Here is a 12997-nt window from a genome sequence, read left to right as displayed (position 1 = left end):
GAACCCTCATCCGACCCGCGACCACCCCGGTCGCAGTCGCAACGGCTCCATTACCCGAAGGCCACGCCGATGTTCTGGCAAGAAGACGAAGCCAAGACCGAGACCCCGGTACCGGACGACATCGTCGACGTGCTGTTCGCCGTCGACTGCCGCAGCATACCGGTGGACCATGCCCACGCCCTGTCCGCTGCCCTGCTGGCGGCGGCGCCCTGTCTGCGCAAGCCCGGCGCCGGCATCCACACCATCCATGTGGCCGGCTCGCAGAACGGCTGGGAGCGCCCGGATCACAACGGCGACCAACAGCTCCACCTGTCACGGCGCACCCGCCTGTGCATCCGCCTGCCCCGGGAGGACGTGGCGGAACTGCGCGAGCAACTGCAGGGCCAGACCCTCGACGTCGGCGGCTCGGCACTGCGCATGGGCGCCTGCAAGGAGCGGCTGCTGAGCAAGGAGACGACGCTGCTGGCGCGCTACGTCGCCGGGCCGGCCGCCGCAGAGGAAGAACACGCCTTTCTGCAATGGGTCGACGCGGAACTGACTGAACTGGGCATCAAGGTGCGCAAGGCCCTGTGCGGCAAGGCCACGCCGCTGAGCACGCCGTCAGGGCCGTTGCAGACCCGCAGCCTGATGCTGGCCGGCCTCACGGCAGAGGAATCCATCCTGCTGCAGCAGCTTGGCCTTGGCCCCCACCGTGAGATGGGCTGCGGCCTGTTCATCCCGCACAAGGGCATCGACTCCGTTCACAAATCTGTGTAGGTGACGCCGACCCGTCATTTCAGTATATTAGCGAGCGGTTATACGTCAGGCGGCAGTTTTGACAAGCGAGTCGGTGCCTGGAGCACCGGCCAAACAACGACAAGAGGAACCGACACAATGGCCATCGAGGTAAACGGCAAGACGATCGAGACCACCGAATCCGGCTATCTGGTGGATGCAAACCAGTGGGACGAGGATATCGCCAAGGTGATCGCCGACGGCGAAGGCATCGAACTGACCGACAAGCACTGGGACGTGATCCGGTACCTGCGCGACGAATACCTGAACAACAACCAGAACCAGCCCATGGAACGGCAGTTGCTCAAGGACATCGGCAAGGTCTGGGGCGCCAAGCCCACCAGCAAGGACGTCTACAAGCTCTTCCCGCTTGCACCGACCAAACAGGGCACCAAGATCGCCGGACTGCCGGAGGTCCACCGCAAGGGCGGATACTGACAGCGTCCGCAAGCCGGCGCCGCCTGGCGCCGCGCGTCCTTCCCCCGCCCCCGGCCACTCACCTTGGCCACCTCACCTTAGCCGCTCAATCTCAGTGGCTTCTGCCACTGAATCTGGCGGGGCTTCCTGCCCCGCACGGGAAGCGCCGAATAAATCAGCGCTGCCCTGGGTGGACCTGCAGTTCTACCAGGATGCCCGGGGCGCCTTGTTGAAGGCGCTGCTGGAGTCGTGGTCCCGGGCAGGGGCGGCTGGATTGAGGCGCGTCACTCCACCGTGACGGACTTGGCCAGGTTGCGGGGCTGGTCGACGTCGGTGCCCTTCAGCACAGCCACATGGTAGGCCAGCAGCTGCATCGGGATGGAGAAGACGATGGGATCGATGAGGTCGTCGGTCTGCGGCAACCGCACCACGGTGATGCCGGCCTCTTCCTGCATCGGCACCTGGTCGTCGGCAAACACGAACAGCTTGCCGCCGCGGGCGCGCACCTCTTCGAGGTTGGACTTGAGCTTTTCCAGCAGGGCGTTGTTCGGCGCCACGGCCACCACCGGCATGTCCTCGTCGATCAGCGCCAGGGGACCGTGCTTCAGCTCGCCAGCGGGATAGGCCTCTGCGTGGATGTAGGAGATCTCCTTGAGCTTCAACGCGCCCTCCATGGCGATGGGGTACTGCTCTCCACGGCCCAGGAACAGCGTATGCTGGCAGTCGACGAACTGCTCCGCCAACTCGGCGATGCGGGCGTCCAGTGACAGCACCTGCTCCATCTGCGACGGCAATGACCGCAACAGCTGCACGGCTGCGGCTTCCTGCTCCGCATCCAGCCCGTGATGACGGGCCAGGTTGACGGTCAGCAGCAGCAGCGCCGTCAACTGGGTGGTGAAGGCCTTGGTGGAGGCGACGCCGATCTCCGGCCCCGCATGGGTCAGCAAGACCAGGTCGGATTCCCGCACCAGGGAGCTCTCCGGCACATTGCAGATGGCCAGCGTGCTGGTGTACCCGCCTTGCCTGGCCAGGCGCAGGGCCGCCAGGGTATCGGCGGTCTCGCCGGACTGGGAGATGGTGACGAACAGGTGGCCGTCGGGGATCACATGCTTGCGGTAGCGGTATTCGCTGGCCACCTCCACCTGGCAGGGCAGCCCGGCAACGGCCTCGATCCAGTATTTGGCCACCAGACCGGCGTGGTAGCTGGTGCCGCAGGCAACGATGGTGACGCCACGGGTGCCCGACAGTATCGCTTCGGCTTCGACACCGAAGGCCTCCGGCAGCACGGTGCGGCTGGCCAGCCGGCCCTCCAGGGTGTCGGCGATGGCTCGCGGCTGCTCGAAGATCTCCTTCTGCATGAAGTGCCGATAGGGGCCCCGCTCGGCGGAGTCCGCCGCCACCGTGGAGGTCCGCACCGGGCGTTCCACCGGATCGCCGTTTGCGTCCCAGATGGCGAGCCCGTCGACGCGGAGCTCTGCCAGGTCACCATCCTCCAGAAAGATGAAGCGGTTGGTGACCGGCAGCAGGGCGAAGACATCGGACGCGATGAAGTACTCCTGAAAGCCCACGCCGATCACCAGCGGACTGCCCTGCCGTGCGGCCACCAGGCAGTCCGGATGCTGGCCGTCGATGACGCCCAGGGCATAGGCCCCCTGCAGATGCAGCCGTGTCTGGCGGACGGCCTCGGTCAGCGTCTGCCCCGCGGCCAGGGCATCGTGGATGGCGTGCACCACCACCTCGGTATCCGTCTGCGACAGGAACCGATGGCCCGCGGCCAGTTGCTCGGCCCGCAATCGCTCGTGGTTCTCGATGATGCCGTTGTGCACCACGGCGCAGCGGTCATGGGAGATATGGGGGTGGGCGTTCTCGGTGGACGGCTCGCCATGGGTGGCCCAGCGGGTGTGGGCGATGCCGAGCAGGCCGTTCACTGGCGTGGCGTCCAGGGCCTCGGCCAGCCCCGACACCTTGCCCAGCACCCGCAGGCGCTGCAGGCTGCCGTTTGCATCCAGCACTGCCAGGCCCGCGGAATCATAGCCGCGATATTCCAGCCGTCGCAGGCCTTCCAGCAGGATGGCCGCCACGGGGCGTTGCGAGATGGCGCCGACAATACCGCACATGATGAGTGTTCCTCGTCCCGGTCCGCGTGCCGGGCTCAGTGATCCTGGTCCTTCGGACCCTTGTCAGACAATTTCTTTCTGGGCCGTTGCCAGTGTTCGATGGTGCGCTGGGGCGCTCGGGTCAGGGTCAGTCGCTCCGGCGGTGCGTTCTGCGCAATCACCGAGCCGGCGCCCAGGGTGGCCCCGGCACCGATGGTCACCGGCGCCACCAGGGCAGTGTTGGAGCCAATGAAGGCGCCGTCGCCGATGGTCGTGCGGTGCTTGCTGGCGCCATCGTAGTTGCAGGTGATGGTGCCGGCGCCGACATTCACGTCGGCGCCCACCTCGGCATCGCCGACATAGCTCAGATGATTGACCTTGCTGCCGGTGCCGATGCTTGCCTGCTTGATCTCGACAAAGTTGCCGATGCGGCAGCCGTGGCCGATGTCCGCCCCCGGGCGCAACCGCGCGAACGGGCCGACGCTGGCGCCGGCGCCCACCTTGGCCCCTTCGATCATGGAGTTGGCCAGGATCTGAGCGCCCGGACCGATCTCGCAGTCCTTCAGCAGGCAATTGGGGCCGATGCGCACGTCGTGGCCAATGCGCACGTCGCCCTCGCAGACCAGATTGACATCGATCAGCACGTCCCGGTCACATTCCAGCGTGCCGCGGACATCGATCCGGGCAGGGTCCATCAGGGTGACGCCGGCATGCATCAGGCCGTCGGCGACGCGGCGCTGATGGTAGCGCTCCAGCTCCGCCAGCTGGATGCGATCGTTGACGCCGGCCACCTCCTGGATGCTGTCCGGCTGGGTGGTCACCACCTCGACGCCGGCGGCGGTCGCAAAGCCGATGACATCCGTCAGATAATATTCCCGCTGCACGTTGTCGTTGCGGATCTGGCCCAGCCAGTCGGCCAGACGCCGGCCATCGGCGACGATGATGCCGGTGTTGACCTCGGTGATCGCCAATTCGGCCTCGCTGGCGTCCTTCTGCTCGACGATGCGCAACACCTGGCCGCGCTTGTCCCGCACCACGCGACCATAGCCGGTGGGGTCCTGCAGCTGCATGGTCAGCACCCCCAGCGACGTGGCGGCGCTATCGCTTACCAGTCGGTTCAGGGTTTCCGGCTCGATCAATGGCACGTCGCCGTACAACACCAGGACGCGATCCATGCCGTTCATTTCAGGCATCGCCTGCTGCACCGCATGGCCGGTGCCGAGGCGCTCGGCCTGTTCCACCCAGACGCAGTCGGCGTCCGCCAGGGTGCTTGGCACCTGTGCCCCACCGTGTCCGTAGACCACGCAGACGCGGGCCGCGCCCAGGGCCTCTGCCGCGTCCAGCACATGCCGCAGCAGCGGCCGGCCGGCCAGCGGATGCAGCACCTTTGGCACCGCCGAGCGCATGCGCGTGCCCTTGCCTGCGGCGAGGATGACAACTCCCAGTTTCATTGATACACCGGTTCCTAACGCGGGATTATGCCCATTGCAAACGGGACTTCGGGTTTCGCGGGTTGGCTCAATGCAGGGTCGGGGCTTGCTTGCTCTGCTGATCCTGCAGCCGCTCTTCCGCCGTCGGATCGCGCACCTCATTGATGCGGATGGTCACCAGCAGGTCCTTGCCGGCCAGCGGGTGATTGCCGTCCACCGTCAGCTTGCCGTCGCCGATCCGGGTGACATGGAAGGTACGCACGTCGCCGGATTCGTTCTGCATCTGCACCTCCGCCCCCAGATGGCGGAACTGCGGCGGCACCTTGTCCAGATCGTCGGTGAATGTCAGCGCCGGGTCATGTGGGCCGAAGCCGCTCTGCTCCGGTGTCAGGGTCAGCTCCACCTGGTCGCCGGCCCGCTTGCCCTCCACCGCGCGGTCCATGCCGCCGATGAGTTCATTATGTCCACCCTGCACATAGCTCACCGGCAGATCGCTCTGCTCCAGCACCTCTCCACCGAGCTCACGAATGCTGTAGGTCAGGGTCACCAGTTTGCCCGCACGTACGATATCTGACATGGGATCCTCGGACGGCTGTCGTGGATGGGTCATGGCGCACCGCGGCTGTTGTCGATGAGCGCCAGGGCGGAGGAGTCGAAGGATAACCGATCTTGCCGGCCAAACATAAAAAACCCCCGCCAGGGCGAGGGTCTTGGCGGCCGGACGGGTGGCGTACGCCACCTGTCTCGGCCGAGGTGCGCGAGCTCCGGACTCAGCGTCCCTTCATCTTCCGCAGCTTCTCGATGGCGCGCAACTGGGCGATGGCCTCCGCCAGTTCGGCCTGAGCCTTGGCGTACTCGAACTCCGCGGTCTGGCCGGCCAGGGCATCCTCGGCGCGGCGCTTGGCCTCCAGGGCCTTGGCCTCGTCGATGTTCTCGGCGCGCACGGCTGTGTCGGCCAGCACCGTGACCACGTCCGGCTGCACCTCGAGCATGCCGCCGGAGACGTAGAAGTGCTCCATTTCGCCATGATCGTTCTCGACCCTGACGTCACCGGGTCGCAAACGGGTAATCAAGGGCGAATGGCGCGCCGCGATGCCGAGCTCTCCCATCTCTCCGGGGGCATACACCATGGTTGCCAGGCCGGAGTGGATGGCGCCCTCGGCGCTTACGATATCCACATGTACGGTCATTGCCATCGCAATGTCCCCCCTCTGTTTGCGATCGTCACATCTTCTCGGCTTTGGCGATGGCCTCGTCGATGGAGCCGACCATGTAGAACGCCTGCTCCGGCAGGGCGTCGTGGTCGCCATTGACGATGGACTGGAAGCCGGCGAGGGTGTCCTTCAGCGACACGAACTTGCCCGGCGCACCGGTGAAGACCTCGGCGACGAAGAACGGCTGCGACAGGAAGCGCTGTATCTTGCGGGCGCGGGCCACCGTCAGCTTGTCTTCCTCGGACAGCTCGTCCATGCCCAGGATGGCGATGATGTCCTTCAGCTCCTTGTAGCGCTGCAGGGTACCCTGCACCGCACGAGCGGTGTCGTAGTGCTCCTGGCCGACCACGTTCGGGTCCAGGATTCGGCTGGTGGAGTCCAGCGGGTCAACGGCGGGGTAGATGCCCAGCTCGGCGATCTGACGCGACAGCACCAGGGTGGCGTCCAGATGCGCAAAGGTGGTGGCCGGCGACGGGTCGGTAAGGTCGTCCGCGGGCACATACACGGCCTGGAACGAGGTGATGGAACCCGTGTTGGTGGAGGTGATGCGCTCCTGCAGGGCGCCCATCTCCGAAGCCAGTGTCGGCTGGTAGCCCACCGCGGAGGGCATGCGGCCCAGCAGTGCGGACACCTCGGTGCCGGCCAGGGTGTAACGATAGATGTTGTCGATGAACATCAGCACATCGCGGCCTTCCTCGCGGAAGTACTCGGCCATGGTCAGACCGGTCAGGGCCACGCGCAGACGGTTGCCCGGGGGCTCGTTCATCTGGCCGTAGACCAGGGCCACCTTGTCGAGAACGTTCGACTCCTTCATCTCGTGGTAGAAGTCGTTACCCTCGCGGGTCCGCTCGCCGACACCGGCAAATACCGAGTAGCCCGAGTGCTCGACCGCGATGTTACGGATCAGCTCCATCAGGGTCACGGTCTTGCCCACGCCGGCGCCGCCGAACAGGCCGACCTTGCCGCCCTTGGCAATGGGCATGATCAGGTCGACCACCTTGATGCCGGTCTCCAGGATGGAGGTGGAGCTGGCCTGATCCTCGAACTTGGGTGCCTCGCGGTGGATCGGCCAGGCCTCCTCGTTGCCGATGTCGCCGATCTCGTCGATCGGGTTGCCGAGCACGTCCATGATGCGGCCAAGGGTGGCCTTGCCGACCGGCACGCTGATGGGCGCGCCGGTGTTGCTGACATCGACGCCGCGCTTCAGGCCATCGGTCGTGCCCATGGCGATGGTGCGCACGATACCGTCACCGAGCTGCTGCTCCACCTCGAGGGTGAGGCCGGTGGAGTCGATTTTGAGCGCGTCATAGACCTTGGGCATCTCGCCGCGCGGGAACTGGACGTCGACGACGGCGCCGATGATTTCCACCACCTTACCGGAACTCATAACTGTTTCCTCATCTTCTGCCTTGCGGCTGAACGAAATTTGGTTGCTGACTGTGAGTCGATCATCTGTCGGCCGGACTACCGGCACCCGCGCGACTTGCCGGCTTACACCGCGGCCGCGCCACTGACGATCTCGGAGATCTCTTGCGTGATGGCGGCCTGGCGCGCCTTGTTGTAGACGAGCTGCAGCTCGTCGATCAGGTTGCCGGCGTTGTCCGAGGCGGCCTTCATGGCAACCATGCGCGCGGCCTGCTCGCACGCGCCGTTCTCCACCACCGCCTGGTAGACCAGGGATTCGATGTAGCGCAACAGCAGGTTATCCAGTACCAGGCGTGCATCGGGCTCGTAAATGTAGTCCCATACCGGGCCGGACGGGCGCATCTCATCGTCCGCCTTCAGCGGCACAAGCTGACGGATGGTCGGCCGCTGGGTCATGGTGTTGACGAACTCGTTGTAGGCGATGTAGACGGCGTCGATCTCGCCCTGCTCGAACAGGTTCAGCATGACCCTGACCGTGCCGATCAGGTCCTCGATATGCGGCTTGTCACCCAGCTGTGTGACCTGGGCTTCGACCTTGCCGCCAAAACGGCGGAAGAAACCCAGCGCCTTGCTGCCGATGGTGCAGAAGCGGGTCTCGATGCCTTCGTTCTGCTTCTCTCGGATCTCGACCACCAGACGGCGGAACAGATTGCTGTTGAGTCCGCCGCAGAGGCCGCGATCGGACGACACCACGATGTAGCCGACACGCTTGATCTCCCGCGACTGGGCCATGAAGCTGTGCCGGTACTCCGGCGACGCCTTGGCCAGATGGCGGATGACCTGCAGCATCTTCTCCGCATAGGGCCGCGATGCGTTCATGCGATCCTGCGCGCGACGCATCTTGGACGCGGCCACCATCTCCATGGCACCGGTGATCTTCTGCGTGCTCTTGATGCTCGCGATCTTGGTGCGAATCTCTTTGGCGCCTGCCATGTGTTAGCTCCCAGCCTCCGGCGACGAGCGGCCCGCTGGGCCTCGCAGAGGAAATTTCGGCATGGTTGATCTATTCGGGTTCAAGGTCACGGCCATTGCCCGGCTGCAAGCGTGCGCACGGCAGGGGCAATGGCCGCCAGCCGTCTACCAGGTGTTGTTGGCCTTGAAATCCTTGATCGCGGCGTGCAGGCCCTGCTGGATTTCGTCGTTGTAGTCACCCTTGGCGTCGATCTTCTCGAGCAGCTCCTTCTGGCTGCTGGACATATAGCCCTGCAGTGCACGCTCGAAGTCGACAACCTTCTTCACCTCGACGTCGTCCAGGTAACCCTCGTTGGCCGCGAACAGCGACACCGCCATCTGCGCCACGGTCATCGGCGAGTACTGGAACTGCTTCATCAGTTCGGTCACACGCTCTCCGCGGGCCAGCTGCTTGCGGGTGGACTCGTCCAGATCGGAGGCGAACTGCGAGAAGGCCGCCAGCTCGCGATACTGGGCCAGTGCCAGACGGATACCGCCACCGAGCTTCTTGATGATCTTTGTCTGGGCAGCACCACCGACACGGGACACCGACAGACCGGCGTTGATGGCCGGGCGGATACCAGCGTTGAACAGGTCCGTCTCCAGGAAGATCTGGCCGTCGGTGATGGAGATGACGTTGGTCGGAACGAACGCCGACACGTCACCCGCCTGGGTCTCGATGATCGGCAGCGCGGTCAGCGAGCCGGTCTTGCCCTTGACCTTGCCACCAGTCTCCTTCTCCACATAGTCCTCGTTGACCCGCGCGGCGCGCTCGAGCAGACGGGAGTGCAGGTAGAAGACGTCACCGGGATAGGCCTCGCGACCCGGCGGACGGCGCAGCAGCAGCGACACCTGACGATAGGCCCAGGCCTGCTTGGTCAGGTCGTCGTAGATGATGAGCGCATCTTCGCCCTTGTCGCGGAAATACTCGCCCATGGAGCAACCGGCATAGGGTGCGATGTACTGCATGGCGGCAGAGTCCGACGCCCCGGCATGCACGATGATGGTGTGCTCCATGGCGCCGTGCTCTTCGAGCTTGCGCTGCACCGCGGCCACAGAGGAGTTCTTCTGTCCCACGGCCACATAGATGCACTTAACACCCGTGCCCTTCTGGTTGATGATGGCGTCGATGGCCACAGCGGTCTTGCCGGTCTGGCGGTCGCCGATGATCAGCTCGCGCTGACCACGTCCCACCGGAACCATGGCGTCGATGGCCTTGAGGCCGGTCTGCATGGGCTGGTCGACGGACTTACGGGCGATGACGCCGGGGGCGATCTTCTCGATGGGTGACGTGGCGGTGGCCTTGACCGGGCCCTTGCCGTCCACCGGCGCTCCCAGGGAGTCGACCACGCGACCCAGCAGGCCTTCACCCACCGGCACCTCGAGCACGCGACCGGTGCAGCGCACCCAGTCACCCTCGGACAGATGCGTGTAGTCGCCCAGGACCACGGCGCCGACGGAATCGCGCTCGAGGTTCAAGGCCAGCCCGAAGGTGTTGTTCGGGAACTCGAGCATCTCGTAGTACTGGGCATCCGACAGGCCGTAGATGCGCACGATACCGTCGGTGAGACTGACGATGGTGCCCTCGGCCCGCGCCTCGGTCTTGAGGTCGAACTGCTCGATCTTCTGTTTGATCAGATCGCTGATTTCAGAGGGGTTGAGTTGCATGGCGGTGTTCCGTTGAGAATCAGAATTGCAATTCGTTCGACAACTGCTCGAGCTTGCCGCGAATCGAGCCGTCGATGACGATGTCGCCGGCGTGTATCTTGATGCCGCCGATCAGCGCCGAATCCTGCTCGACCGTCAGTTCAACTTCGGAACCGAAATGGGAGCGCAGGGCGTTGGCCAGAGACTTCTGCTCGTCATCCGACACGGCGAACGCGGACGTGATGGCGACATGCCGAAGGCCCTCGGCGGCAGTCTTGAGCTGGTCGAACAGCCGCGCAACTTCCGGGATGACGGCCAAACGCTTGTTGTCTGCGAGCAGCCGCACGAGATTTTGCATCTCGACGGTCAAGCCATCCCCGGCCACGGCGAAGATGAGATCACGCAGCGTCTCGCGAGGGACGTTCGGGTTGCCCACCTGGTCCGAGATGAGCGGATCATCGACGATACCGGCGAGGGTGTTGAGCGCGTCACTCCAGGCGTCGAGGGCGCTGGTGGACTTGGCCACCTCAAACGCGGCCTCGGCGTAGGGCCGAGCGATGGTTGTGCTGTCTCCGGCCATAGACTTGCCTTAGATCTGCTTGGCGAAGGTCTCGACGATCGCCTTGTGGGCGTCGGCGTTGACCTCCTTCTCGAGGATCTTTTCCGCGGCAGCCACCGCCAGGGTGGCCATGCGCTCGCGCAGTTCCTCGCGGGTACGGTTGGCTTCTTGCTCGATCTCGGCGTGGGCTGCGGCCTTGATCCGCTGCGCCTCCGCCTGGGCATCGCGCTTCGCCTCGTCCATGATCTCGTTGTAGCGCTTCTGCGCCTGCGAGACGATGTCCGATGCGTTGGTCTTGGCCTCGCGCATCATGTCCAGCGCCTTCTGCTGGCCGAGCTCTTGCTCTTGCTGCCCGCGTTCGGCAGCAGCCAGTCCCTCGGCGATCTTGGCCGCGCGCTCGTCCAGCGCCTTGGTGATCGGCGGCCAGACGTACCTCATGCAGAACAAGACGAACACCGCGAAGGCGATCATCTGGCTGATCAAAGTGATATTGATGTTCATCCGTATGCCTCTGTCTGGGACGATCCGACCACGGCGGCTCGTCCGCGAGCTCGATCTGGATCGGTGATCAGTGGATCGGGCGCTCGACTAGAGGGCGAACATCGCATATAGACCCATCGCGATGGCGATGACCGGCAGGGCGTCGGTCAGGCCCATGACGATGAAGAACTGGGTGCGCAGCATCGGGATGAGCTCCGGCTGACGAGCGGCACCTTCCAGAAAGCGACCACCCAGCACACCGATGCCGACGCCGGCGCCGATGGCACCGAGACCCAACATCAGACCAGCGGCAACGATGACCAGAGCTTCTGCGATTTCCATTGTTTTCTCCTCGAGGAGCGTTGGTTGAAATGAAGGAAAGGGCTTGCGAACAGGGTCGACCCCGAAACCGGGCCCGGGGTCGACAGCTGACCTAGTGTTCGGTCTGATGAGCCATGTCCAGATAGACGATGGTCAGCACCATGAAGATGAACGCCTGCAGCGTGATGATCAGGATGTGGAAGATGGCCCAGGCCAGCTGCAGCACGCCGCCGCCCAGATCCAGGATCAGATTGTGACCGTACATGAGCGCAATCAGGATGAAGATCATCTCGCCGGCGTACATGTTGCCGAATAGTCGCAGGGACAGCGAGAGCGGCTTGGAGAGCAGACTGATGCCCTCGAGCACGATATTGGCCGGCATACCCCACTTGCCGAAGGGATGCAGCGTGAGCTCGCCGATGAAGCCGCCGAAGCCCTTCATCTTGACGCTGTAGTACAGCACCATCAGGAACACGGCCAGCGCCATGCCGAAGGTGATGTTCGGATCGGTGGTGGGCACCACGCGCATATAGACATGGTGCGGATCGGCGCCGAACAGGCTCATGAACTGACCAAAGGCCCAGGGGATCAGATCCACCGGTACCAGGTCCATCAGGTTCATCAGGAAGATCCACGCAAACATCGTCAGCGCCAGCGGGGCGACAATATCGTTCTTGCCGCTGAAGGAGCCACGGACGTTCTCGTTGACGAAGTCGATGATCCACTCGACAAAGTTCTGCGCCTTGCCGGGGACACCGGCGGTGGCATTTTCCGCCACCTTGCGGAACAGCCGGTAGAACAGGTAGCCAAGGCCGACTGACCAGGCCAGGCTATCCAGATGCAGGGCCCAGAAGCCCATGGCCGCAGCCTCTTCGGCATTGCCGGCGATGGTGAGGCCTTCGGTGGGATGGAAGCCCAGCGTCAGGTTGGTCAGGTGATGCTGAATGTATTGCTGCGCGGTCAGGGTTTCAGAGGCCATCGTTCCAGTCTCATTCGCGTGTCTGTTTCGATCCGTCGCTCGCCGTCCGAGCGTCTGGCCGTGAATCTGGCCGGGAAGCAAAGAGTGCAGGCAGCACCTGCACTGCAAAATAGGCGCCGAGCATGGCCGGAAGGTTCAGCGAGTCGATCGTGGCGAACGCGACACTGAACAGGGCGAGAATCATCGCGATCTTGATGATCTCCGCGCCGTACATGCGCAACACGATCTCGCCGGGTTGCTGCGCGCGATAGCGCTTGAAAACCCGGAGCGCAAATACCCAATTGGCCAGGAGACAGACCGCTGCACCAACGGCCGCCGAGGCGGTGACTGCCAGCCCGAACGGCAGCGCAGCCAGGGTTGCTGCCAGGGCGAAGACGACCTGCCAGAGCAACAGGCGCTTGAGCTGCACCCGGTCGGGCAGACCAACGGAATCCGCGTTGGTGTAAATGGCTGCCTCCTGTAAAGGGCTGCGAGTATACGGGAGGCAGCGCGCCCGGGTCAATCCGTGGTCGATCGGTTCGTAGCAATCGATTCCGCAGATCGGGTGGCCGTTGCCGCCGGGCTGATCGGTGGTTCCGATGGGCGGTCCTGTTGGGCGGTCCTGGTGGAGGTACTGGCAAGCACGGTAGGGCGGGTTAAAGAATCCCCGCCCCCCCCCGGCCCCACCGCGGGGGGGGGTGGCGTTTACACCCGACACTGTTGGC

General features: G+C 64.4%; 14 protein-coding genes. 2 read left to right on the top strand and 12 right to left on the bottom strand.

What is annotated here, in order from left to right; genetic code table 11:
• Positions 1 to 69 precede the first annotated feature (69 nt).
• On the top strand, positions 70 to 756 hold the full coding sequence (gene cas6 / locus F2Q65_RS06210) for a type I-MYXAN CRISPR-associated protein Cas6/Cmx6 (protein ID WP_150091515.1): 687 nt from the start codon (positions 70 to 72) through the stop codon (positions 754 to 756).
• A 117-nt stretch (positions 757 to 873) separates the two neighbouring features.
• Positions 874 to 1212 (top strand): TusE/DsrC/DsvC family sulfur relay protein, encoded by a 339-nt coding sequence (locus F2Q65_RS06205; RefSeq protein ID WP_150091513.1) that lies wholly within the window; start codon positions 874 to 876, stop codon positions 1210 to 1212.
• Between the two features lie 263 nt (positions 1213 to 1475).
• On the opposite strand, the gene glmS is transcribed toward F2Q65_RS06205, so the two are convergent.
• The 12 genes from glmS to F2Q65_RS19895 form a co-directional block, all read right to left on the bottom strand.
• On the bottom strand, positions 1476 to 3308 hold the full coding sequence (glmS, locus tag F2Q65_RS06200; protein WP_150091511.1) for a glutamine--fructose-6-phosphate transaminase (isomerizing): 1833 nt from the start codon (positions 3306 to 3308) through the stop codon (positions 1476 to 1478).
• 35 nt (positions 3309 to 3343) lie between these two features.
• Entirely contained in the window at positions 3344 to 4738 is a 1395-nt protein-coding gene (glmU, locus tag F2Q65_RS06195; protein ID WP_211353969.1) for a bifunctional UDP-N-acetylglucosamine diphosphorylase/glucosamine-1-phosphate N-acetyltransferase GlmU, read from the bottom strand.
• A gap of 67 nt (positions 4739 to 4805) precedes the next feature.
• The gene (locus F2Q65_RS06190; protein WP_150091509.1) at positions 4806 to 5294 is read right to left on the bottom strand and encodes an FKBP-type peptidyl-prolyl cis-trans isomerase; all 489 of its coding nucleotides are present in this window, start codon (positions 5292 to 5294) and stop codon (positions 4806 to 4808) included.
• 193 nt (positions 5295 to 5487) lie between these two features.
• Positions 5488 to 5913 (bottom strand): F0F1 ATP synthase subunit epsilon, encoded by a 426-nt coding sequence (locus tag F2Q65_RS06185; RefSeq protein ID WP_150091507.1) that lies wholly within the window; start codon positions 5911 to 5913, stop codon positions 5488 to 5490.
• 28 nt (positions 5914 to 5941) lie between these two features.
• Positions 5942 to 7318: a F0F1 ATP synthase subunit beta gene (atpD, locus tag F2Q65_RS06180; protein WP_150091505.1), complete on the bottom strand. Its 1377-nt coding sequence runs from the start codon at positions 7316 to 7318 to the stop codon at positions 5942 to 5944.
• A gap of 104 nt (positions 7319 to 7422) precedes the next feature.
• Positions 7423 to 8289, bottom strand: a complete 867-nt coding sequence (gene atpG / locus F2Q65_RS06175) for a F0F1 ATP synthase subunit gamma (protein ID WP_150091503.1) — start codon at positions 8287 to 8289, stop codon at positions 7423 to 7425.
• Between the two features lie 144 nt (positions 8290 to 8433).
• Entirely contained in the window at positions 8434 to 9975 is a 1542-nt protein-coding gene (gene atpA / locus F2Q65_RS06170) for a F0F1 ATP synthase subunit alpha (protein WP_150091501.1), read from the bottom strand.
• A 19-nt stretch (positions 9976 to 9994) separates the two neighbouring features.
• The gene (locus F2Q65_RS06165; RefSeq protein WP_150091499.1) at positions 9995 to 10534 is read right to left on the bottom strand and encodes a F0F1 ATP synthase subunit delta; all 540 of its coding nucleotides are present in this window, start codon (positions 10532 to 10534) and stop codon (positions 9995 to 9997) included.
• A gap of 9 nt (positions 10535 to 10543) precedes the next feature.
• Positions 10544 to 11014 carry a F0F1 ATP synthase subunit B gene (locus F2Q65_RS06160; protein WP_150091497.1) on the bottom strand — a complete coding sequence of 157 codons (471 nt, stop codon included), beginning with the start codon at positions 11012 to 11014 and terminating at the stop codon, positions 10544 to 10546.
• An 87-nt stretch (positions 11015 to 11101) separates the two neighbouring features.
• Positions 11102 to 11335, bottom strand: a complete 234-nt coding sequence (gene atpE / locus F2Q65_RS06155; RefSeq protein WP_150091495.1) for a F0F1 ATP synthase subunit C — start codon at positions 11333 to 11335, stop codon at positions 11102 to 11104.
• Positions 11336 to 11426: 91 nt separating this feature from the next.
• Positions 11427 to 12293, bottom strand: a complete 867-nt coding sequence (atpB, locus tag F2Q65_RS06150; RefSeq protein ID WP_150091493.1) for a F0F1 ATP synthase subunit A — start codon at positions 12291 to 12293, stop codon at positions 11427 to 11429.
• Positions 12294 to 12303: 10 nt separating this feature from the next.
• Positions 12304 to 12997: ATP synthase subunit I (locus F2Q65_RS19895; protein WP_246156017.1), on the bottom strand; the 694-nt coding region annotated here is incomplete at its 5' end.

This window comes from Thiohalocapsa marina, assembly GCF_008632335.1.
Taxonomy (GTDB): domain Bacteria; phylum Pseudomonadota; class Gammaproteobacteria; order Chromatiales; family Chromatiaceae; genus Thiohalocapsa; species Thiohalocapsa marina.
The sequence above is the reverse complement of the archived record's forward strand: the minus strand, read 5'-3'. Positions and strand labels throughout refer to the sequence as shown.

Excerpts from the sequence above, each read along its gene's own strand:
- cas6 (WP_150091515.1), top strand. The coding sequence starts at position 70 with ATGTTCTGGCAAGAAGACGAAGCCAAGACCGAGACCCCGGTACCGGAC.
- F2Q65_RS06205 (WP_150091513.1), top strand. The coding sequence starts at position 874 with ATGGCCATCGAGGTAAACGGCAAGACGATCGAGACCACCGAATCCGGC.
- glmS (WP_150091511.1), bottom strand. The coding sequence starts at position 3,308 with ATGTGCGGTATTGTCGGCGCCATCTCGCAACGCCCCGTGGCGGCCATC.
- glmU (WP_211353969.1), bottom strand. The coding sequence starts at position 4,738 with ATGAAACTGGGAGTTGTCATCCTCGCCGCAGGCAAGGGCACGCGCATG.
- F2Q65_RS06190 (WP_150091509.1), bottom strand. The coding sequence starts at position 5,294 with ATGTCAGATATCGTACGTGCGGGCAAACTGGTGACCCTGACCTACAGC.
- F2Q65_RS06185 (WP_150091507.1), bottom strand. The coding sequence starts at position 5,913 with ATGGCAATGACCGTACATGTGGATATCGTAAGCGCCGAGGGCGCCATC.
- atpD (WP_150091505.1), bottom strand. The coding sequence starts at position 7,318 with ATGAGTTCCGGTAAGGTGGTGGAAATCATCGGCGCCGTCGTCGACGTC.
- atpG (WP_150091503.1), bottom strand. The coding sequence starts at position 8,289 with ATGGCAGGCGCCAAAGAGATTCGCACCAAGATCGCGAGCATCAAGAGC.
- atpA (WP_150091501.1), bottom strand. The coding sequence starts at position 9,975 with ATGCAACTCAACCCCTCTGAAATCAGCGATCTGATCAAACAGAAGATC.
- F2Q65_RS06165 (WP_150091499.1), bottom strand. The coding sequence starts at position 10,534 with ATGGCCGGAGACAGCACAACCATCGCTCGGCCCTACGCCGAGGCCGCG.
- F2Q65_RS06160 (WP_150091497.1), bottom strand. The coding sequence starts at position 11,014 with ATGAACATCAATATCACTTTGATCAGCCAGATGATCGCCTTCGCGGTG.
- atpE (WP_150091495.1), bottom strand. The coding sequence starts at position 11,335 with ATGGAAATCGCAGAAGCTCTGGTCATCGTTGCCGCTGGTCTGATGTTG.
- atpB (WP_150091493.1), bottom strand. The coding sequence starts at position 12,293 with ATGGCCTCTGAAACCCTGACCGCGCAGCAATACATTCAGCATCACCTG.